Annotated in this window: 19 protein-coding genes; 8 read left to right on the forward strand and 11 right to left on the reverse strand. The window is 45.8% G+C overall.

All coding sequences use genetic code 11. The features are described 5' to 3' along the window. Positions 1-95 precede the first annotated feature (95 nt). On the reverse strand, positions 96-1403 hold the full coding sequence (locus KIH41_RS09880; protein WP_246539057.1) for a M20/M25/M40 family metallo-hydrolase: 1308 nt from the start codon (positions 1401-1403) through the stop codon (positions 96-98). An 82-nt stretch (positions 1404-1485) separates the two neighbouring features. On the opposite strand from KIH41_RS09880, the gene KIH41_RS09885 reads away from it, so the two are divergent. Continuing rightward, positions 1486-2298 (forward strand): cyclase family protein, encoded by an 813-nt coding sequence (locus KIH41_RS09885; RefSeq protein ID WP_214162293.1) that lies wholly within the window; start codon positions 1486-1488, stop codon positions 2296-2298. Positions 2299-2526: 228 nt separating this feature from the next. On the opposite strand, the gene KIH41_RS09890 is transcribed toward KIH41_RS09885, so the two are convergent. Continuing rightward, on the reverse strand, positions 2527-2718 hold the full coding sequence (locus KIH41_RS09890; protein WP_213944704.1) for a cold-shock protein: 192 nt from the start codon (positions 2716-2718) through the stop codon (positions 2527-2529). Between the two features lie 175 nt (positions 2719-2893). Between KIH41_RS09890 and KIH41_RS09895 the strand changes: the two genes are divergently transcribed. From KIH41_RS09895 to KIH41_RS09905, 3 genes are read left to right on the forward strand one after another with little or no spacing between them, the layout of a single operon-like run. Beyond that, a complete protein-coding gene (locus tag KIH41_RS09895) occupies positions 2894-3565 on the forward strand; it encodes a DUF2306 domain-containing protein (RefSeq protein ID WP_214162294.1) in 672 nt (223 codons plus the stop codon). A gap of 57 nt (positions 3566-3622) precedes the next feature. Then, entirely contained in the window at positions 3623-5431 is a 1809-nt protein-coding gene (locus KIH41_RS09900; protein WP_214162295.1) for a DUF885 domain-containing protein, read from the forward strand. A gap of 43 nt (positions 5432-5474) precedes the next feature. Beyond that, complete coding sequence (locus KIH41_RS09905; protein WP_214162296.1) at positions 5475-6248, forward strand: Ig-like domain-containing protein; 774 nt, start codon at positions 5475-5477, stop codon at positions 6246-6248. A gap of 30 nt (positions 6249-6278) precedes the next feature. Here KIH41_RS09905 and KIH41_RS09910 read toward each other — a convergent pair whose 3' ends face one another. Next, entirely contained in the window at positions 6279-7331 is a 1053-nt protein-coding gene (locus tag KIH41_RS09910; RefSeq protein ID WP_214162297.1) for an MBL fold metallo-hydrolase, read from the reverse strand. A gap of 169 nt (positions 7332-7500) precedes the next feature. On the opposite strand from KIH41_RS09910, the gene KIH41_RS09915 reads away from it, so the two are divergent. Then, a complete protein-coding gene (locus KIH41_RS09915; protein WP_214162298.1) occupies positions 7501-8367 on the forward strand; it encodes an SH3 domain-containing protein in 867 nt (288 codons plus the stop codon). Between the two features lie 140 nt (positions 8368-8507). On the opposite strand, the gene KIH41_RS09920 is transcribed toward KIH41_RS09915, so the two are convergent. The 3 genes from KIH41_RS09920 to KIH41_RS09930 are packed head-to-tail and all read right to left on the reverse strand — an operon-like array spanning position 8508 to position 14297. Continuing rightward, complete coding sequence (locus tag KIH41_RS09920; protein ID WP_214162299.1) at positions 8508-9737, reverse strand: PepSY-associated TM helix domain-containing protein; 1230 nt, start codon at positions 9735-9737, stop codon at positions 8508-8510. Between the two features lie 5 nt (positions 9738-9742). After that, entirely contained in the window at positions 9743-11230 is a 1488-nt protein-coding gene (locus KIH41_RS09925) for a SusD/RagB family nutrient-binding outer membrane lipoprotein (protein ID WP_214162300.1), read from the reverse strand. 10 nt (positions 11231-11240) lie between these two features. Beyond that, on the reverse strand, positions 11241-14297 hold the full coding sequence (locus KIH41_RS09930; protein WP_214162301.1) for a SusC/RagA family TonB-linked outer membrane protein: 3057 nt from the start codon (positions 14295-14297) through the stop codon (positions 11241-11243). A gap of 102 nt (positions 14298-14399) precedes the next feature. On the opposite strand from KIH41_RS09930, the gene KIH41_RS09935 reads away from it, so the two are divergent. Next, positions 14400-15374, forward strand: coding sequence for a helix-turn-helix domain-containing protein (locus KIH41_RS09935; RefSeq protein WP_214162302.1), 975 nt, complete (start codon positions 14400-14402; stop codon positions 15372-15374). A 334-nt stretch (positions 15375-15708) separates the two neighbouring features. Here the strand turns inward: KIH41_RS09935 and KIH41_RS09940 are convergent, their stop codons facing one another. Then, positions 15709-16800 (reverse strand): quinone-dependent dihydroorotate dehydrogenase, encoded by a 1092-nt coding sequence (locus KIH41_RS09940; protein WP_214162303.1) that lies wholly within the window; start codon positions 16798-16800, stop codon positions 15709-15711. Between the two features lie 178 nt (positions 16801-16978). Here KIH41_RS09940 and KIH41_RS09945 point away from each other — a divergent pair, with 178 nt between their 5' ends. After that, positions 16979-18355 carry a hypothetical protein gene (locus KIH41_RS09945; RefSeq protein WP_214162304.1) on the forward strand — a complete coding sequence of 459 codons (1377 nt, stop codon included), beginning with the start codon at positions 16979-16981 and terminating at the stop codon, positions 18353-18355. Here the strand turns inward: KIH41_RS09945 and KIH41_RS09950 are convergent. The 4 genes from KIH41_RS09950 to KIH41_RS09965 are packed head-to-tail and all read right to left on the reverse strand — an operon-like array spanning position 18352 to position 21818. Then, positions 18352-18933, reverse strand: coding sequence for a uracil-DNA glycosylase family protein (locus KIH41_RS09950; protein ID WP_214162305.1), 582 nt, complete (start codon positions 18931-18933; stop codon positions 18352-18354). The genes KIH41_RS09945 and KIH41_RS09950 overlap by 4 nt on opposite strands. Before the next feature lie 43 nt (positions 18934-18976). Next, positions 18977-20374 (reverse strand): NAD(P)(+) transhydrogenase (Re/Si-specific) subunit beta, encoded by a 1398-nt coding sequence (locus tag KIH41_RS09955; RefSeq protein ID WP_214162336.1) that lies wholly within the window; start codon positions 20372-20374, stop codon positions 18977-18979. Continuing rightward, positions 20374-20691, reverse strand: coding sequence for an NAD(P) transhydrogenase subunit alpha (locus tag KIH41_RS09960; RefSeq protein ID WP_213944691.1), 318 nt, complete (start codon positions 20689-20691; stop codon positions 20374-20376). Before KIH41_RS09960 ends, KIH41_RS09955 begins: the two co-directional genes overlap by 1 nt. A 2-nt stretch (positions 20692-20693) precedes the next feature. Then, entirely contained in the window at positions 20694-21818 is a 1125-nt protein-coding gene (locus tag KIH41_RS09965) for a Re/Si-specific NAD(P)(+) transhydrogenase subunit alpha (RefSeq protein ID WP_214162306.1), read from the reverse strand. Between the two features lie 218 nt (positions 21819-22036). Between KIH41_RS09965 and KIH41_RS09970 the strand changes: the two genes are divergently transcribed. Then, on the forward strand, positions 22037-22492 hold the full coding sequence (locus tag KIH41_RS09970) for a ferritin-like domain-containing protein (protein WP_214162307.1): 456 nt from the start codon (positions 22037-22039) through the stop codon (positions 22490-22492). The last annotated feature ends 13 nt before the right edge of the window (positions 22493-22505 follow it).

Below are 22505 nucleotides of genomic sequence, written 5' to 3' on the forward strand. Positions count from 1 at the left end.
TTTTTTAATACAGATTACACAGTTAAACACAGATTGGGATATACTTCTGTGGCCATCTGTGTAATCTGTTTTTATTTTTTATGCTCTTTTCCCCTCTAATTCTCTGTCAATCTATAGAGCAAAATTGCCGTGCGCTTCACGATATCTTCAACCGTACTCAAATCGACTGTCTCTCCTGGAGCGTGGGCTTTGGTGCCCATGACCCCCAGGCCATCCAGTCCGTCCACATATTCTGCAATGAAGGAAATATCCGCAGCTCCACGCCTTCCGGGATCGTAGGCCTTCACTTCCCCCTGTTCCAATTCTTGGCTTATTTGGCTCAGTGTGGCCAGCAAGGCCTTATTCCCCTCTGTAGGAGGCATGGCTGGGTAACCATCCTCAAATGTGATCTCCGCCTGGGTCTGAGGCAGGTTTTCTGCTACGATTGCTTTCATTTTCTCCCTAGCCCGCTCTTTTTGTTCTTCTGATAGAAACCTGAGATCACCTTTCACTATGGTGGTGTTGGCCACCAAATTGGTTTTCCCAGAAGCCACCCCGGCTGTCCCCCCATCTTTTAGCTCCACTTGGGTGCCGCCCAGAATAAGCCCTGGATTGTAGGTCAGGTTTTCCTCCTGCAGTTCCTCATAAAAACGGTTCAATATCCTTGAAGCTTCATAAACGGCTCCTGCCCCACTGCCTTCCCTAAAAATCCCCGAGGAATGGGCTTGTTGCCCTTTCACCTGAAGCTCCCAGCTACTGCTGCCCCTTCTGGCAACGGTAGCATAATTGAACCCAGTGCCGGTCTCAAAACCCAAGCCTATATCACTCCTTTGGGCCAGCTCTACAATATCCTTTCTAGTTATATCCAATGGCCGCCCAGGTGCTTCTTCATCTCCGTGAAAAATCACGATGATGTTGCGGTTTTTCAGTTCATCGGCCTCCTTCATGGCTTTTAGGGCATATAATATAACCATGTTTCCACCTTTCATATCGTTTACTCCGGGGCCAGTAGCCGTGTTTCCTTCCCTCGACCATTTCTGAAAGGGGCTATCAGGTTCAAATACTGTGTCGATATGGCCGATGAGAAGCAGGGTTTTCCCTTCTCCCCCCTTGATCTCACCTATCAAATGCCCTCCACGCTCAATCCCCTCCGGCATATCCACCCAGCGGGTTTCAAACCCAAGCTCATCCAGCATTTCCCTGTAAATGGCTCCCACCTCTTGAACTCCTGCGGTATTATAGGTGCCACTATTGATGTTGACTGTCTTTTCCAGAAAGTCAATGGAGGCCTCATGGTTTGCCTCCACCCGATCAAGAATCTTTCTTTCAGCAGTACTAATCTGTTGCCCTTGGCTCCAAATAGGCGAGAGACAGAAGACAGGCAAAAGCATCATTTTTAGGAAATCCAGCGGAAGTTTTATCATCGGGTTATGCGCTTTAATTTGTAAATTGAAGTACTTAATCTAGTCAAAGTTTCGATAAAGTAGAAATATAACCCACAATTCTATGAGACAATGGTCCTACCTTTTCATACTGTTTCTTTTTTCCTGCATGCAAAACCAGCAGGAGTCCTTGACTTCCCTTACTTTCCCGGAAGAAGGTAAATGGGTGGACCTGAGCCATGATTTTTCCTCCGAAACCCTCTACTGGCCTGCAGAACCGGAAGGGTTTCGGATTGACACAGTGGCCGAGGGGATGACCGATGGGGGATACTATTACTCGGCTTTTTCCTTTTGTGCCCCTGAGCATGGTGGGACGCACCTGGATGCCCCGATCCACTTTGCCGAAGGCCGCAAAAGTGTGGATGAGTTGGACCTCGAGGATCTGACAGGACCAGCTGTAGTGGTTGATGTTTCCGAAAAAGCATTGGCGGACAGGGATTATCTGGTAACACAAGCTGACATTCAGGACTGGGAAAAAGTGCATGGCATCATGCCGGAAAATATAATTCTCCTGATAAAAACCGGGTTTGGGCAATTTTATCCGGATGCGGAAAAATACATGGGCACCGAAAAGAAGGGAGAAGAGGGGGTGGCCAACCTACATTTCCCGGGTCTGGACGGGGAGGCTGCGGCCTGGCTGGTGAAGGAAAGGAAAATCAAGGCTGTCGGCATTGATACCCCCAGTATAGATTATGGCCAATCGAAGGACTTTCTTGCCCATCGGAAGCTAATGGAGGAAAACATCCCGGCATTCGAAAACGTGGCCAAGCTCGACCAGCTCCCGACAAAAGGAATCTACGTAGTGGCTTTACCCATGAAGATCAAAGGTGGCTCAGGGGCTCCACTGCGCATTATCGCACGAGTACCGGTGGACTGAAGAAAAGGGGCACAAGGGCATGAAGGAAAAAAGGCCACAAAATCGTCGCACTGAGACTCGACCATCCCAAAAAAAGGTTAAACAATCGAAAACAATTAAAATGGTAGCAAAGAGCGGTGGGTGCTGAAAGTACTTGGTACCTGGTACTTCGTACAAAGCATTTCCGGCACAAAGAAAAAGGCCATCTCCTAATGGAAATGGCCTTTTCAATTCTTGATAATTTATAAATTATACACGGCTTACATTTACCGCGTTTAATCCTTTTCTGCCTTCTTGAAGATCGTAAGTAACCTCATCATCTTCTCTAATCTCGTCGTTCAAACCTGATACGTGCACGAAGTACTCTTTGTTTGAATCTTCTTCAATAATGAATCCGAATCCCTTCGCATCATTAAAAAATTTTACTGTTCCTTTGTTCATAATATTTGTTATTTATACCCAAAGCTACATACTCTAACCCACATTAGTTCAACCATTTTGATATTTATTTTAAAACACGGCTTATAAACGTTTAAACGTACTTTATTTATAAATTAAATATTTTTGTGATTTCTAAAATTCGTAAATTTAGTATGAGTTTATACCTGCCATCGGAATGGAAAAGGTTTCAAAATATAGTCTGGTTCTATTGACCATTCTTTTGGTGGCCCTGTTAATGCATGCCTCCATTTCTGAATTAAAGCTCTTGGTTGCCGTCCAGTCCGATGAGGAGCTGAAAGCCTCCAAATCCTTTCAGTATCAATACCCACTTTTTCATGTTTTAGCCTTTCTCCATATCCCGGTAGGTTTGATATTCTTAGTGACTGGTGGGTATCAATTCATTCCTGTTTTCAGAAAAAGGTATCACCAGACACACAAAACGGTAGGGAGAATATTTTTGGTTTCCAGCCTAATTGTTTCCAGTACAGCTATAACAATGGGCATATTTTATCCCTATGGAAATTATCTGGAAAGCCTGAACCTCAGCAGTTTTTGGCACCTATCTGCTTGGCGGCACCTACTGGGCCTATCTCCATGCGAGAAAGCGGAATTTCGTCCAGCATCAAAGGTGGGTAATCAGGGTTTACTTTATTTCCCTTTCGGTGGCCAGCATACGGATTATCGCCTCGATGGGCATAATCATGACCGGCAAAAGCCTGCAGGAGGTGCTGGGAGTATCTTTTGTTATGGCATTTCTGCTTCACTTTTTGGCCGTGGAAGTCTGGATCAAATATCAGGGGAGGGTCTTGAGAACTCCACTGGGATAAAAACGTGCCTTCACACTTAGCATGTTTAAACAATATTCTGTAAATTTCTATTTGATAAAACAAAACCATAAAATCCTATGCAAAAATTTACTTTTCTATTTTTGGCAACCATGGTTTTTCTTGGACTGCAGGAAACCCATGCCTTTCAGGAGAAAGATGCCGCGCTCAACAAATGGCTTGACGAGCAATATGAGGAATTGGTCATGATGAGCCCCCTCCAATTGACATCGCAGGGTCGAAAGGAGCGATACGATGAAATAGACGACATGAGCGAACAGGCCGAGGAAGAGCGTCTTGCCTGGCTTGAAAAGAGCGTTCAGGAGATGGAGGCCAATTTCAGCAAAGACGAATTAAGCCCCGAAGCACAAGTGTCTTATGAGCTTTGGAAATATCAATACGAGATGGCCAAAGAGGATGTGGAGTTCCGGCGCTATCCCTACGTTTTTGAGCAGATGCGCGGCAGCCACACCTTTTTGCCCAACATGCTGATCAATTATCACCGGGTTGAGGATGTTTCCGATATGGAAGCGCTGATTTCCAGAATCAGGGCCTCAGGCAGGGCGATGAACCAGCTTTTGGAAAGAGCTATCCTGCAGGCCGACATGGGCATACGCCCGCCAAAATTTGCTTATGAAATTGTGATCAAAGAAGCCAAGGGCTTGATTGCCGGCCAGCCTTTCGAAGAGGATGGCGAAGAGTCACCGCTATATAAAGATGCAATTGGCAAAATCGAAGCTTTGGAAGAAAAGGGTGAAATCGACAGCGATAAAGCTTCGGAACTTCGGCAACAAACAGAGGCAGCTCTGAGAGAAGACTTCAAGCCTGTGTATGAGGAGATGATAGCCTGGCTAGAAAGTGAGTTGCCAAATTTGGAGGAAAAACCAACGGGCGTCAGCCGCCATCCAAATGGGGATGCCTATTACCAGCATCGGTTGCGAGCTTCTACCACCACTGATATGAGTGCGGATGAAATTCACCAGATCGGTCTTGATGAGGTGGCAAGAATCCAAGAGGAGATGAAGCAGATCATGGCCGACGTGGAGTTTGAGGGTGACCTCCACGAGTTTTTTGAGTTTATCAACACCGATGAGCAGTTTTTCTATCCGAATACGGATGAAGGCAGGCAGGGCTATATCGATGATTCGAAGGCATTTTTGGACGCACTTACGGAGAGACTTCCCAACTATTTCGGCATTCTGCCAAAGGCCGAGCTTGAGGTCAAAAGAGTGGAGCCGTTTCGTGAGCAGGATGGTGCCCCGCAGCATTACAGCCGTGGCACGCCCGATGGCAAGCGTCCAGGTACTTACTATGCCCACCTTTCTGATATGAAGGCTATGCCTAAATCCACCATGGAGGGAGTGGCCTATCACGAAGGGAACCCAGGCCACCATATGCAGATTTCCATTGCCCAGGAATTGGAGGACATTCCGAAATTCAGAACCCAAATGGGTTTCAATGCCTACGTGGAAGGCTGGGCGTTATATTCAGAAATCCTTGCCAAAGAGATGGGCGGATATGAAAACCCTTATTACGATTTTGGCCGTTTGGTCAATGAAATCTGGCGGGCCATTAGGTTGGTGGTAGACACCGGTTTGCATAGTAAAGGTTGGACGGAAGAGCAGGCCGTAGAGTACTTTAAAGAAAACAGCTCCATTTCTGACGGGGCGATTCGAGCGGAAGTTCGCCGCTACATGGTCATCCCCGGTCAGGCAACGGGCTATAAAATCGGTATGCTGAAAATCCAGGAGCTCCGCAAAATGGCCGAAGAAGAGCTTGGAGACGATTTTGACATCAAGGGCTTCCACGACACCGTCCTAGGCGGAGGCGCCATGCCCCTCGACCTCCTTGAAAGAGAGGTCAAAAGATGGGTGAAAGAGAAAAAGTAAAGACATTTTTCATTATATTGAAACACACTTTTAGCGCACAATCATGAAAAAATCACTTTACCTTCTTTCCTTCGGGCTCCTTTTTTTTGCCTGCGGGCCAAGAGAGGAGCCTCAAGACACCAATATCCGTCTCAGTGATCAAGAAATCACAATCGATTATGACGACACCTACCAGCTGAATGCCGAATTCCGCAGGGAAGGTTACAGTCCGGACGGTTTTGTCTGGGATTCCGATGATGAGGGAATTGCGAGCGTTGAGGATGGGATGGTGACCGGCAACCGCGCCGGAGTCACCCAGATCAGCGTGAGCACCAATGACCAGCTTTTCACCTCCAGCGCGATGGTGACAGTGGTTCCCACGAATATGATGCTGATGGAACCTCTTTTGGACTTCAGGCAAACGAGACAATTTGTAAGAGACAATGAAACTCGGGAGTTTTCCATGGAACTTGACGAGTTCTTGGTTTTTGAAGGAGAAAATGAAAAAGTGGAGTTTGTGGCTTACTATTTTGGCAACATTGGTTACCAAGAGTCCATCATTTCCATCACCCCTACCCAGCAGAACTTGGATGAGGCGGTTGAATTTTTAGTACAGCGCTATGAACCACTGGAAGCCACTGCCAATGCGATTTTGTTCGCTACAGATGATTATTATGTCATAATTGAAGTGACGGAGGATTCTCAGATTTTCATTCTCTATCTAGAAATTCAGGGCACCAATATTAACGGAAAATTAGATCTCCATATCAGTGATAAATATGATGAAATCATGAAATCAGGGCATAGTGGGGGTGAGTTGGAAATTAAGCTTAAGTAAAAAAAGACCTGCCGTTTGGCAGGTCTTTTTTTACTCTTTTAATGTATGTGTTTGCCCTTCTTGGAGGGCGAAAAACTCATTTTCCTCAATACCCAATTTTTTACGAGCCAGCCCTAGATCTTCGACCGGCTCGGCCTGGCCGTCATCAGCCATGGGAAAGGTGCCGAAATGCATGCCGATGCTTTGGGTAGCCTCGAGGTCCAAATGGGCCATTACCGCTTCCTCGGGCGACATATGGATCGGTTGCATAAACCACTCCGGCTTGTAGGCCCCAATGGGTAAAAGGGCCAAATCCGGCGCCCCGATTCTTTCCTTAATCAATTTATAAAATGCCCCATAACCGGTGTCTCCTGCAAAATAGATTTTCTTTCCTGCAACCTCCACCACGTATCCAGCCCACAAGGTCTGGTTGGTATCCCCAAGTCCCCTGCCGGAGAAATGCCTGGCCGGAGCGCAATGGACCACACCCCCTTGGGGCAGATCGATGGTATCGAACCAATCCATAGCAGCCACATTGGTGATCCCGTTTTCTTGTAAAAGCAGATCCACCCCCAAGGGCACTATGAAAAGCGGGTCAAAATCGTCTTTTAACTTGGTTAATGTTTCCAAATCCAAATGGTCGTAATGATTGTGGCTGATCAGGACAGCATGGATAGCAGGCAGATCCTGATACTTAACCCCAGGCTCACGGAGCCTTTCAGGCCCGGCAAATGAAACCGGACTTGCTCTTTCAGACCAAATGGGATCAGTGATTACATTTACTCCCCCTCCCTGAATAAGTAGGGAGGCATGGTTGACAAATGTCACCTCCACGCCGGTCTGGACAGCCGACTTGGGCACTGTGGCACTCACTGGCTGTATTTCATTCGGCCAAGGTCCTTTATCCCTGTTCACCTGCCAACTCAGCACTTCCGGAAAACTTTTCATCTCCGTTGGCTCCAAGTTATGGAATTCTTTTCCATCAAAATGATTCGATTTCGGTCCCTTGTAGGCTGGCCCTGATAAAAATTTATATGCATATGCATAAATACCGGCTCCACCCATCAAAAGGGCCCCGGCCAAATAGACTGCTGCTTTTTTCATAGTTAAAGAACCCCATGTCAGCAAGAAGGTTTGAATACTTTAGCCGGCTCTAACTCCATAAGGTTGATTTGCAATTTTATCTCCCTGAAAACCAAATCACAACCTATTTGCTATCCAAAAAAGATGACTACGCCTTTATGGTAGAAGGAAATTTTGCCGTTAGAAAAACATGAAAATACAGATTACCTTTCACAGACTGCTTCTGGCGGTCTTTTTAATGTTGAGTACCTCTGCAATAGCGCAGAACTACTATGTAAAATCCGGGAATGGCATCAACCTGAGAACGGGTCCAGGCACCAATTATCCGGTAGTATCCACAGTGCCCTACAACGGGGAGGTCAAGTACCTGTCCGATGCTGACGGCAGCTGGGTAAGGGTGGATTATCACGGCCAACGGGGCTATGTCCATAGTTCAAACCTTTCAGAAGAAGAGAACAAAGCCCAGCAAAACAATACCGCACAAAGGCAGAACAACAGCACCCAATCTAGAAACAACAACAATTATCAACGCAATTCCAGTGCACAGCAGAGACAAAATACCCAGCGGAACTATGCCAGCAGGCGATATGGGTACACCACAGCTTTGGGATTAAGAGGTGGCTTTACTTCTGGGGTATCCCTCAAGCACTTTGTGAACAACAATGGCGCGCTGGAGTTTGTGGTAGGCTCCAGATGGCATGGGGTCTCCCTGACCGGCATGTATCAATGGCATTCTCCAAACGCCCTGGGCGTGCCGGGACTATCTTGGGAATATGGTTTGGGATTGAGGGCTGGTTTTTATGATGGCCGCTACTATTACCGGCATTATTACAAAAAGCCGTGCAACAACCCCAACAACCATAATTGCTACACCTATTATTACAACCGTGATCCAGGCGTGAGGATGCTTGGGGTAGTTGGGATCGGTGGTCTAGAATACCAGTTCCCCAGCGTCCCATTGACCTTCAGCGTGGACCTCATGCCCCATTTTTACCTGCCTCATTATTGGGGAACATTCTGGGATGGAAGTGTGTCGTTGAGATACGTTTTCAAATAAAAATGACGGTTTGAACTAACCGCAAAGATTTTAAAGTAGCGCGAAGTTTTACAGAGTTATTAAAAACCACAGAGGACCAGAGGCACGGAGAATTATTATATTCTCTGGTTCCTGATCCTCCGTGGTTTTTTTTTAATATTTCATCTATTAAACCTCTGTACTTTTTTCGGTTTTTTCTTTTTCAGCTTGTTGATCCAAATAATCGTGCCCGTAATTGGTAGAGATGTCGCTACCAAGCAGGATAGAAAGTAGAGAAGTTTGGTAAACTGCCCATAGACATCCCCAATGTGAAGGGCTTTAATGGATCGGGACATCCTTTCATTCCAAGGCTTTTCCCTGAAGAGCTCCACCGAATGGACCATACCAGTAGACTGATCAAGTTCGATCCTATCTCCTGCCGAAGGAGCAAAAAAGCCCACCCTGTTTTTCTGAATGCTCACTGCCTGGCCAAGTGAAGATGGCAGGCTGATTCTATAATCCCCCCGATAATCCAAGACCTCATCAGCCCTTGCTATATACAATCGCAAAGGAAGTAGTTCAGCAGCTTCACTAGGGGCTCCGGCCTCCCTGCCAGGTCCCCCACCACCCCTTTGACTTGTATTTTCCTGATAGGTTCCCCAGAATTTCTGCCAGCCGTCCTTGTACCAAGGAAATGACCAAAAAGGCCCAGTGAGCCCCATGCATAATAAAAATATGAGTGAATAAAAGGCCAAGGTATTATGCAGGTCGAAATTAAGCCTTTTCCAATTGGCCTTCCATTTCACTTTCAGACCCTGCTTCCAGCCTTTTAATTTTTGGGGAAACCAAATTACCATTCCAGTCAACAGACCCAAAGTAAAAAGTATTGTAGCCGCACCTGTGATGTAACTTCCCAAAGTCCTGTTGGGGAGCTCATCAAAAATAGGAGCTTCGATTTTATCCAACAGCATCCACCGGTGAAGACTGAACATGTTACCCATAAACTCGTCTATCCAGTGCTTTTCTTTTGAAGTACCCAGTATTTGACCGGTGTAGGGGTTCAGAAAAAAAGTGGTTCCAAAACGGCTTTTGTCACCTTCCTCCCGCACCGTCACCTGCACACTTCGGGAAGGGTCATCAAAAAGCTGGATGGCATTTATGTTCCCCGCGGATTCCTGACCAACCGCCTGAAGTAATTCATCCGGAGAAATCGCCGGCATGCCTGATAGGTTCTCCACTTTGTATAGATGGGACTTGAAAGCCTCTCTAATCTCTGAATTGTAGGTATAAATAGTTCCTGTAAGGCAGACAGGAATGATAACCAACCCACCAATCAGGCCTAGCCACAGGTGGATTTCATTAAATACCATCCTTACGGACTTCCAAGTTGTATTTTTTGCTTTTTTAGTCATAACCTTTACCTGCTCCACCAGATTTTTTCATTAATCATATCGTTTCCTTGAGCCAGAACTTGCTCCAGATTTGTCCCTCTTTCCGTTTCGGGGTACATGAGGCGGTTTGGTCTTCCCACTACACCTGAGGCAGCCGTGGCGGGAAATTCCGGCCAACCCAGCCTCCGGTAATCATTCCAAGCCTCAATACTTGAAATACTGTTTAGGGCAAGCCACTTTTGCTCTATAATTCTCCTTATGGGATCTTCAGCCCTTTCTAATGCTACCTCCTGTTGGCTCAGATATGCGGTTGCCTCCATGGCAGGAACGGTCAATAGCTGAAAGGATTCTTGAATGGCTTGGTTGTACAAATCCGAGGCGGAACCTCCAATCCATCCCCGCTGGGCAGCCTCTGCCTGTAGGAAAAAGCTTTCAAAGGATGACATTACAATGCTTGGCTGATTAAAAGAGCGAAAAAGACCTGTCGGACCGCCGTTTTCTACTGCCCCCAAAAATGCAGAAGTATTGACCCTATCATACTTGGGATTCCCCGCATCTGAATTTCCAAAGACCACTCCTTTATATTCACCATCAATTGCTTGGTAAAGTCTGGAAAGCCTAGGGTCATTACGGTCCTGCATCTGCGAAATCAGAAACTCTGTAGGTCTGAGGTTTTGATAATTAGCGGTAGCGTTGCCCTGCACATCTCTGTAGTAAGTTTCCCAAAAGGGGTTCATCTTTCCAGCCGTGTTCAAGTATCCTGGGTTGACTTGTGCGTGGTGTTGTATAAACCCGCTTCCTTCCTGTGATATCAAGGCCAACTGCTCCTGAATATAAGCTTCATTTCCTAACTCGCTTTGACGGAGAAGCGCCCTCAGCTTTACAGTATTGGCAAACTTAATCCAGCTGTCCACATTGCCATTGAACATCACATCACCATTTGTGGCAGGTACCGGACCAGCCTGTTTGAGGTCTGCAATGCCAGAAGTAATCAGGTTGATAGCTTTTTGATATACCACCTGCCCATCTTCATACCTGGGCTGAAGTTTTTCATTTCCCTGCCCTGCCTCATCAAAAGGGATATTCCCGTAAAAATCAACTAACCGCAGGAAAAGCCATCCCTGCATCACTTTGGAAGTGCCCACGTAAAAGTGATTGGAAGAAAGCTCGGCCTCCTCCTGTATGAGCCTGAAAAACAGTATGTTGTTAAACCCGTTTTCCCACACCGGAATGCCTTCCCGCTGGCTTCGAAGGGAGGGGCCGTTGTATGTTTTCAGGTCAAAAAAGAGATTTGTACCATCATTATTGGTCCCCCAATATCCTCCCCAGAATCCCCCGATTTGGTTGATCTGTAAAGTTTCCTGATTTGAGGTGGACACCAGTGCCCCAGAAAGCTTGGCGCTTAGCGGCAAGTTAGAAGCAATGGGTGCATTGGGATTTTCATTGACATCCAGAAATCCTTCGCAGGATGCCAGGGTGAATAACAAATAGATAAAGCTGATATATCTTTTCATAATAGTTGGCTTAGAATTGCAGGTTGACATTGAATCCAAAGTTTCGCATAGGAGGCACCTGGCGGAAACTGTAATATCCGTCGGTATTATTATAGAGGTATTCGGGATCGCCTATTTTATTGGAAGAATGGGTGATGATGAATAGGTTGTTGGCAACAAAAGCTATAGAGGCTTCCTTGATGGCTTTTTGTCTACCAAGAAGACTTGAGGGCAATGCATAAGCAATGTTCAGCTCCCTTAATTTAAAGAAATCTCCTCTTGCAGCTGTGTTGCTTTGCACAGCACCCTGCCGAGACCAGAATTCTTTTCCGCCACCGGAAGTCAATAAATAATCATTTTCCACAAACCCGCCACCTTCTGTAGCCACTACGGAATTCGGCCAAATAAAAGGTTCACGGCCGTATCTAGCAGTTTCAGGATGCGTCCCGTGCTCATACATCGGAGGCACGGTTTCGGAATAAAACCAACCACCCATTCTCCAGTCAAATTGAAGCCCGAAACTGAAACCTTTATATTCCACCAAGGAATTGATCCCGATCATATGGGGTGGCACAAGGGTCCCCAAAAGAGCATTGTCCGTTGCCACGATAGGATCCCCAGAATCGGCATCCACCACCACTCTTCCCTGCGGGTCACGTTCATAATCACTAAGCCACAAACTCGGAAACGCTTCTCCAACTATGGCATAAGATTGCCTGAAATTTTGTCTAAACTGCGCATCACCATATAGCTCCCTGACGATATTTTTGGTATGGGTGTAGTTGGCCCCCAGGTTCCATCTGCTATTCAACGTCCTGATCACATCTCCTTGAATGCTAAATCCCAACACTTCACTGGTCATCCTTCCAGCATTGACTAACATGGAATTATAACCCGTTGCCCGGGAAACATTTGCATTGGATATCTGACCGTCAGCATCGGAGAACACATAAGTTGCATCCAGGTAAACTCTGTGCTTGAAAAGGCCCACATTTAACCCTGCCTCATAGGAGGTCACAAACTCAGGCATAATGTTAGGATTGGGATTTGCCAAGCCAGGTAAGAATCCTATGCTGTTTCCAAAAGGAAACCCATTGTTTTGAGAATAGGGATTGTTTAACTGATAAGGGTTTAAAGTCACGTTTCCGGTTTGATTCCAGGAAGCATAAAACTTCGTATAGGAAATTTGAGACGAATGTTTCAGAAGGCTCCATGCATCACTCGCAATGAAAGAGGTGCTCACCCCGGGATAGAAATATGACCGGTTTTGGGGACTCAAGACTGAAACCCAGTCATTTCTTCCCGTAAGGTTTAGATACAGATAATCTTTATATCCAAAAACTGCCTCCCCATACACAGCCAGTGCCCTCTGCTCCATAATAGAGGATCCTCCGGCGAGCTCTCCCACTCTACTGCTTTGGTTGAAAATATCAGAATAAAGCAAGTTGTTAGCCGCCAGGTTATGGTCCTTCCTGTAATCCGTCCTGAAATTTTGTCCTGCTAAAGCCTGAAGACTGAAATCCCCGAAATTTTCCCGGTACTGTAGGATCAAATCCCCATTCCAGCGGCTATAGTGATTGGTAAAATCATTTACCGAACCATTGGTATTCCTGGTCCCTTCTGCTTGGAACTTATTTACCGTATTTCGTCCATTGGTATTAGAGGTATAGTGGCCAAGTCGGTATATGACATTTACCTTTTCACTCAATTGATAATTGAAATCAACCTTGAAATTTAGGATCTGCTCCTCAGAAACGTTCCGGATGTTATCGATCAGAAAATAAGGATTTCGAAGCCAGCTTCCATTTGGGATAAAATAGTTGTTGGGGTTTCCAGGAGCATTGGGGTTTTGCCATTCCTTAACCATGTCGAAATCAAAATTTGCCGGATATCTGTAGGCCCCTATCCATGGTCCATCTGGAGTTACATCGTTTTTATTATTGATGTAATTGACATTGTAGGAAGTATGTAATTTCCCAAAACGTCTTGTGCCGTTAAACCTCAAGCCTAATCGGTTATTCACATCTTCGGGAATAATCCCCTGCTGGTGCACGTGCTGGGCAGACATGAAGTAGGTACTATTGTCATCTCCACCTGAAAAGCTGATATCATTTTGAGTATTCACCCCAGTTTGAAAAAGCCCCAGACGGTTATCTCTTTCAGGTGCCGCAAATCTCAACTGGGGCTGTGTACCATCAGGGAGTGGGGCTCCAAAGTCCCTCATGCTGCCATCAAAAGCCGGCCCCCAAGACTCAAAAGTGGTGGGACTGTAAATGCCGTTCATTCCCTGCCCATATTGGGTTTGAGCCTCAGGAAGCATATATACTTGCGAAAACATAGTGGTGTTACTGACCCTCACCGTTCCAGCCCCCTTTTTGCCAGTTTTGGTTGTGATCATCAGGGCACCATTGACACCTTCCGAACCATACAGAGCTGCGGCATTGGCGCCTTTTAGAACTGTGATGCTTTCGATATCATTGGGGTTAAGCCTGGAAATATTCGGAATGGGAACGCCGTCCACCACGTAAATGGGAGCATTTGGATTCCTACCATCGATCCCGCTGGTTCTCTGAAGCGATCGGGTACCCCGCAAAATGACCTGAACGTCTGGATCAACTTTGCTGTCATACATGTTGATCCTTAAACCAGCAACTTTACTGCTAAGGCCAAGGATGGGGTTCACAGGCTTCCCCTGGTTGAGGTTTTCATTTTCAATCACCTGGGCAGAGGCTCCCATTTCCCTTGCTGCCCTTTTGATTCCCAATGCCCCGGTAACGACCACCTCATTGAGCATGGTCGCATCTTCGCGTAAAATTATTTCAACCAGCTTTTCATCGGCTGGCGCTTGAAGCGTATGGGGCAAAAAACCCATAAACCTTATTTCCAGCAGCTGCTCGGGCTCAGCATACATTCTGAAAAGGCCATTGTGATCAGTTACGGAAGTTGTAGGTGTTCCTTTAATCTGGACTGTGGCACCAGGCAGGGCAAATCCGTCCTCATCTGTCACCCTTCCATTTACATGAACCCTCTGCGCATACGACAGTCCGAATTGGAAAAACAGGACCGTAAAGAGTAAAACATTTTTCATCTGCAATCTTCTATTATTATTTAGACTTAATCTAAAAAAGCGTACTTTTGATGCAAATGTAATAGGGAGGAGCCAAGGGCGATGACCCTAAACGGAATTGAAATGACGTCAAAAGGAAAAATTGAAAATCAGTTTTTAACCCTGCTGGATGCAGAGGAGGGAAATGGTGAAGTAACAGGATACACCATCAACCCCTTTTTCAAAGAGAGAAAAGGGGAAAGTGCTCAATTTTATGAATACCTTTCAGAGAAAATCTATTTTGCCCATTGGAGTACAATAAAGGGGTTGGAAAGTCCTATGCTCACCTATCCCCATCCCAATTATGTTCAGTTAAATTTCTGCCTTAAGGGGCATATAGATTATGTAGATCATACTGGCCTAGAGGTGTTCAGTAATACCAAAGGTTTCCAAAACATCTTATACAAAGGTCTTGAAGAGCTCAATGTTCGGATTGTCGATCCTGCCGAATTGTTGATAATATACTTGAGAAAGGATTTTTTCCTTGACTATAGCCATTTGGACCATAATAATGGGGAGGCCTTTTGGAAGAATGTCAGTTTGAAAAAATATGCTTCCCTCTCCAGACGCAACTTACCCATAAGCAATAGGATGGCCTCTATTATTCAACTGCTGATCAATAGCCAAGAGTGTGATGGGTTTAAAAAGAATTTGGTGGACGCTAGAATAATCGAATTACTCACCCTTCAATTGGATGCCTTTCAGCGCAGCATGATTCTACAGGCTGGGACTACTCTCAAAGATGAAGAAATAACCCAGATGGAGGAAGCCAGAACTTGCCTGATTTCCCGATTGGATATTTCCATCACCCTGAAAGAACTTGCCCACCAAGTCGGCACCAATGAATTTAACCTGAAAAAGCATTTTAAAATGGTGTTTGGCAAAACCGTGTTTGCCTATTTATTTGAATATAAAATGGAGAAGGCCCACGATAAGCTCATTCAAACCTCTGCTCCCATCGCAGAAATTGCTTTGGAATTGGGTTATAAGCACGCTACGCATTTCTCGGCTGCTTTCAAAAGGCACTATGGTTATTTACCAAAAGAACTGAGGCTTTAACATTCACCGCGAAGACATCAAAGTAAACTTAACAGTATTAATAATTGGTACCAAGTACAACGTACCAAGTACCAGGTACACAGTACGACTATGCGCTTTGAGGAGCAATTTTGAGGCCTTTCGAATATACAAAGTTCTTACTTTCGTGTCCCTCCTTCAGAACTACGCTCTTCAGATGGGGTGTATTAATTTGGCGATTTTTCGGCGAAGAAGAAACTCCGTGAAACTCTGTGAAAAACTCCGCGGAACTCAGTGTCCCTTTTCTTTCCGCGAAAAGTTTCCTATTTCTCGCCAAAACTCTCTTTGCCTCTGTACCTCTGCGGTTAACCCACACTCAGCCTGTAGCCGGGATGAATACTGAGGCGGATTTCTTCTCGGCCCTGGAGGCGTAAGCGGCGCAGATGTCTTTCATCAAATGCGGGCCTTCGAAAATCATCCCGGTGATCAGCTGAAGCAGGTCAGCACCGGCATCGAGCTTTTCCATGGCATCCTCCACGGTGAGTATTCCCCCACAGCCTATGATCGTAAAGCGGTCACCCCAATAGTTTTTGGTTTGCCGGATCAAGTCAGTAGACAATCTCTGGCAGAGCTTACCGCTCAACCCACCTCTGTATTCAGTAGGTGCCTCTTCTTGGAAATCCGCATCCGAATAGTTTTTATTTAGATTTCCTATCACCACGCCATGCACACCAGCCTTGTCCAGCACATGCAGCAGCTCATTGAATTCCTCCCAAGGCTGATTGATGGGCATTTTTGCATATACAGGCTTGTCATGCTCCACCTCCATCAGTCTGTCGAGCAACTTTTCCAGCCTTTGAGGTTCTGCAAAATTTTCACCTCCATGCACATTCGGGCAGGAGATGTTGATGGTATAAAAGTCGCCCATGTTTTCCTCCGCCAATCGGGAAAGACTGTAATGATAATCCTCAATCCCCCCTTCAAATGTGGATCCACCGGGATCATTGGTCTTGGCAATGCTGATACCCCAGACAAAACCTTCCGGCTTGGTGGTGTTTTTCAGCCTTGCGATGATCCTGTCTACCCCTTGGTTTTTGAGCCCTTTATAAACCACTAGTGACTTGGATTTGATCATCCTTTTAAGTCTGGGTTTGGGGTTGCCTTCACATGGTCTGGCCGTCACCGAACCTATTTCATCTCCTCCAAAGGACAGACAATCCAGCACATGGGCCAGCTGCCCGTTGTAGTCAAAGCCTGCTGCCAGCATCACGGGGGACTTATAAGTAATCCCATCCACGGTGATCTCAATGTCCTTTTCTGTATATTTATACATCAGGCCCAGCAAGATTCTTCCAGCCTGAAACTTCCCCATATTGGCTCCAAGAACCACAAAGGCATCGTGGACCACCTCGGGATCAATTTTAAAAAGAATTGGCTTGAGGACATTTTTATAAAGAAATCTGATCATGGCTTTGTGGTTTTTGGTGTAGCTAAATTTACAAAAAAGGGAAGGGGTTTGAAAATTCTTTTCCATCAACTTTTCTCCTAAAATGATAATAAAAACATCACTATTAAAAAATAATTTATTATTATTACTTTTAGTTATTGATCCTGACTTTTTGTCTTTCAATTTAAATTCCTCCCTTATGAAAAGATTCTTACTTTTACCTACTGCTTTGATTGCCATAGGCTTTGCTGCCTGCGAACCTTCTGATGACAGACCTATTGTAAATGAAGGGATGGAATTAAAAATGGACAAACAGGCTGTTTGCTTAGACGACATCACAACCTTGACATTAACCTTGGGGGACTCTGTAGTCAGTCCTAGTAGGATAAAATATGAAATCAGCCCTCCAGTAGGATCCATAAATGAACAGGGCCAATATATCGCCCCCGGTGATCTTCCAAGTAACACGGAAGTAACAATCACCGCCCGACCAGACTTTGTGATAGGATCAACCTCCCAATCTATCTTAGTCGAAAATGCCCGTTTAGAAGACTACATTACTACTCTGGAGCCTTGGACAAATGTAAGAAACAATTCCTACTTTATTATAAAAGAGAAAGTAGAGGACGGATATGTCATGCTAAAGGAGCAGGACGACGAGTTTCAGGTTTTAAAGTTCAACAACGCAGGTCAGCTAGCTTGGGTGACAAGTTTTGGAGAAGGTTACCCTTGGAGTTTGAGCGTAAGAAACAACCAGATCTTTGTCGCCGGCATTCAAGACAATGTAACCAAGGTATTCAAACTGGATCGGGACGGAAACCAACTTTGGGAATATCAGACTTCCACGCTAAGGCGAGTACAAGCGATCACCGTAAATGATCGCGGGGAATCATATTTGTTTACATATATTCAACAGCCTTTTACCAATTATCTCATCAAATTAGATAATCAAGGGAATGAGATTGAGGATACTATCTTGGAAAGAAATATTCGGCAAGCAAAATTTAACTCTGAAAATGATTTAATAATCAACTTCCGATTTGATAACCAGTCCATTATTAGTAAGACAGATTCCAACCTTAATACGATTTGGGAAACTCCATATGCAACCGCCTCTAACGGAAGCTGGATTGATCTAAATTCAAACAACGATATAATAATTGGTAATAGTGCTGAGGGAAGGTTTACCTTGAAAAAAATTACCACAGACGGAAATATGGCCTATGAAGGTGAATACAATATTGCAGAGGAAACTGAAAGTGGATATAGACCTCAAATTTCAATCATGGACATTACAGCCCTTGAGAATGGCGAGGTGCTTCTTGCGGGAAATCAATCTATGAAACCCATAGCTTTTCTTGTTGACAATACCGGGCAAATTAAGTGGGATTGGAAAAGTGAAAATGAACAAAGGCCCTTAAATTCAATTGGCTGGTCGGCATTCCCCATCGAAACAGGTTATGTGTTTCTGGCTACTTACCCCCGTATAGAAGGAAATATTGGATTTATGGAAATGAGATCAATTTTAATGAGAGCTGACGGAACCTTAAACCCCTGTGCCCAGGCCAATTCCTAAATATTCTCGAAAAGTATCTGACGAACCTTTTCCCTCAACACTGGTACCACATCTGACTCAAACCAGGGGTTCTTTTTGCGCCAGATTAAATTTCTGGGGGAAGGGTGAACCAAAGGGAAATATATAGGTAAGTATTGCTCAAAGTTCCTAACTGTAGCGGTGAGTGTTTTTTCGGCAGATTTACCTAAATAGAATTTTTGAGCATAGGCACCTATCAAAAGGGTAAGCTTTATATGGGGAGTTTTTTCCAGCACCCTGCCATGCCATACCGGAGCACATTCAGGTCGGGGAGGCAAGTCACCTCCCCGGCCCCGGCCCGGATAACATAAACCCATGGGCAAGATCCCAAACTTTTTAGTATCATAAAACTCCTCTTCATTCACCCCTAGCCATCTCCTGAGCTCTTTTCCGCTGGCATCGTCCCAAGGCACTCCGGAAGCATGAACTTTTGTCCCGGGAGCTTGTCCCACGATCAGGATCCTGCTTTTAGGACTGATACTCAACACCGGCCGAGGCCCTAATGGGAGGTGACCTTCACAAATAGTGCACGACCTGATTTCGGTAAGAAGTCTTTTCATGGGATGGACGGATCATTGTTTCCATCCACATTACATTCAATTGTCACACCATTTTGACTTCACTCGCCAATTTCTGAAGACTGTCTTTGGCATCTCCAAAGAGCATACGGGTTTTGGGGTAGAAAAACAATTCATTTTCAATTCCTGCATATCCGGCCGCCATGCCTCTTTTGAGAATGACCACTGTTTTGGCCTTGTCGACTTCCAAAATGGGCATTCCATAAATGGGAGAAGTCGAATCATTTTTGGCTGCGGGATTGACCACATCATTGGCACCGATCACTACAACTACGTCGGTATTGGCTAGGCGGGGATTGATTTCATCCATTTCCTGAAGGCGCTCATATGGCACATCAGCCTCGGCAAGCAACACGTTCATGTGTCCAGGCATCCTTCCTGCTACGGGATGGATGGCGTAATTTACCTCCACGCCTTTTTCCTCAAGCAGTTTTTCAAGTTCATGACAGATATGCTGCGCCTGGGCCACGGCAAGACCATAGCCGGGTACAATAACAATGTTTTGGGAGTAAGATAACAGTACTGCCATATCGGAAATACTGATCTCCCTTACCGTCTGGTCGCCTTCAGCAGATTTGGCTCCTGCTCCCCCAGCAGAACCAAATGCCCCGAGCAGCACATTGGTCAGAGAGCGGTTCATAGCCTTACACATCAAAATGGTCAGTATCGTACCTGCCGATCCCACGAGTATCCCGCCGGTAAGCATGGCTTTGTTGCCATACAGGAAACCACCGAATGCGGCTGCCATACCTGTAAAAGAGTTGAGCAAGGAAATTACCACCGGCATATCCGCACCCCCGATGGGCATTACAAACAGCACCCCGTAAACCAGTGCAATCACAAAAAGTCCATAAAACAAGACCGGATACGCCGCTCCAAACAGCTGGTATATAATCAAACCTACTAGGACCAACAACAGCATCATGTTTGCCGCCTGATTGAACGGTAGCGTCTTATCCTTAATCTTACCTTCCAGCTTGCCATAGGCGATCATGGACCCACTAAAGGACACGCTACCTATCACCAGCCCTAGCAACATGACCAGTAGTGCCCCATCAAAACCTGCCGTGGCAATCGGATGTTGCTGGTATTCAATTATAGCAATCAGGGCCGCACAGGCTCCCCCCATCCCGTTGAAGAAAGAAACCATTTGGGGCATGGCTGTCATCTGTACTCTCTTGGCCATCACAGTACCTATTACAGTTCCCAAAGCCAACCCAAAAAGGATCAGCCCATAGTTGAAGAGCTTGTTTGGATCGTAGCTTTGGTAAAGACCCAGGGTCGCAATGATGGCCAGAAGCATTCCGGCTGCAGCAATCAGGTTTCCCCTACGGGCAGAATCCGGATGGCTCAACATTTTGAGACCAATCACAAAAGTCAGGGAGGCCACCAAATAGGTGATTTCCAGTATAGGTAGGCTCATCATGACTTCTTCGGTTTTTTCTTGAACATCTCCAACATCCTATCGGTGACCACAAATCCTCCCACAACATTCAGCATCCCCATCACCACGGCTAGAAAACCAATTGAAAGAGCTGCATAATTGTCAGGGGAAGCATGTAGCATCACGATAATGGCGCCTACTACCACTACGCCGTGGATGGCGTTGGCCCCTGACATAAGTGGAGTGTGTAAAATTGCCGGAACATTGGATATTACCTCCACCCCAAGCAGAATCGCCAGAAGGAGGAAATAGATCATTTCCATGTTGGCCGAAAGATAAAGTAAGATTTGGTCCATGGTTAGGTATTTATGAGTTGTGCGATTCTTGGGCTCACAGCCTCACCCTGATGGCACACGCAGGTGCCGGCCACGATATCGTCTTCAAAATTCAGGTTGAGCTGCCCATCTTTTATAATCAGTTTAAGGAAATTCAGGTAATTTTTGCCGTACATTTTGCTGGCATCCTGGGGAAGGGTTCCAGCAAGGTTATCCACCCCGACTACCCGCACGCCATTCACTTCGACCGTTTGCGCCGGCTGTGTGAGCGCACAGTTGCCGCCAGAAGATGCAGCCAAGTCGATGATGACCGAGCCCGGCTTCATCGCCAAGACAGTTCGCTCTTCTACCAGCAAAGGAGCCTTTCGGCCGGGAATCTGGGCGGTAGTGATGATAATATCGGATTTTGAAGCCTGCTCGTGGATGGCCTCTTTTTGGCGGTTGAGAAAATCCTCATCCTGTTCCACGGCATATCCTCCAGCGCCTTTGTCCTCTTTGGCCCCTTCTACTTCTACAAATTTTGCCCCCAGGGAAAGTACTTCCTCCTTGGCGGCAGCGCGTACATCAAATGCAAATACGGTAGCACCGAGCCTTCTGGAGGTGGCGATCGCCTGCAGACCAGCAACCCCTGCGCCCAAAATCAGCACCCTGGCCGGGGAGATGCTTCCCGCGGCCGTCATAAACATGGGGAAAAACCTGGGCAAAAGATTGGCAGCCATCAATACAGCCTTATATCCAATTACCGTAGCCATGGAGGATAGTACATCCATAGACTGGGCACGGGTGGTCCGCGGCACAAGCTCCATACTAAAGGCTGTCCTTTGATTTTGAATTAGGTACTGAGTGAATTCTTGATTGAAAAGCGCATTAAACTGCCCCAAAAAAACCGCCTCAGGCTTCATACGGCCTACCTCCTCCAAGGATGGCGGATTGATGGCCAGCACCATATCGGAAGCCTGCAAAATCTCGAGCCTACTTTTCATTTCAGCACCTGCTTCTTGATACAGCGGGTCCGGGGAATAGGATTTCGCCCCTGCCCCATACTCCACTAACACCGAAACGCCCCAAGAAATCAGGTTTTTCACCGAGTCGGGCAAAAGTGCCACTCGCGATTCCCCAACCGGTTCTTTTAATATTCCAATTATCATAAACTATTTCACGGTTAAAAACGACCAATATCCTGTTATCATCACCTTAAAATATAAAATTATACGGAATAAAACTCGCTTCCGCATTGATAATATCAGTTTACAATGAATTCCCCAAACAAAATGAGTTTTAGCACACTTATATATAAGTATAGTCATGTAAACAACTGAAGTCTATCCGAGTTATACCTTGTACTACCAATTAAACTACTATTCAAATGCATAACCAGAATAACGAAATTTTGAAGCACCTGCATGAGCTCCTCCAGACGAATGAGGACTCCATTAAAGGTTACAAGGATGCTGCTGACCATTTGAAGGAAGGTGAGCTCAGCACCATTTTTTATAGGTTTTCCCAGCAAAGGGCTCTATTCAAGGAGGAGCTGAAAAAATGCATCCGGGAACTTGGAGGAGATGAAAGTGAACATACAGACTTTAGCCATGAAGTCCACCGGTTATGGATGGATTTTAAGTCGGGTCTGAACGGAAGTGACACCGAAAAAATCATTGAGGATTGCAAAAAGGCCGACAAGCAGGCGGCAGGCAGTTACGAAAAAGCCTTAAAGGCCGATCCTCCAGCTTATGTAAAAGAGATTATTGCCAACCAGCACCGCATGATCAAAGGCGCCGAAGTACAGCTGGATGAATTTAAAAAACACCCCGAAGGAAGATAAGTTTACTAAAAAT

The sequence above is a fragment of the Litoribacter ruber genome, assembly GCF_018500185.1.
Taxonomy (GTDB): Bacteria; Bacteroidota; Bacteroidia; order Cytophagales; family Cyclobacteriaceae; genus Litoribacter; species Litoribacter ruber.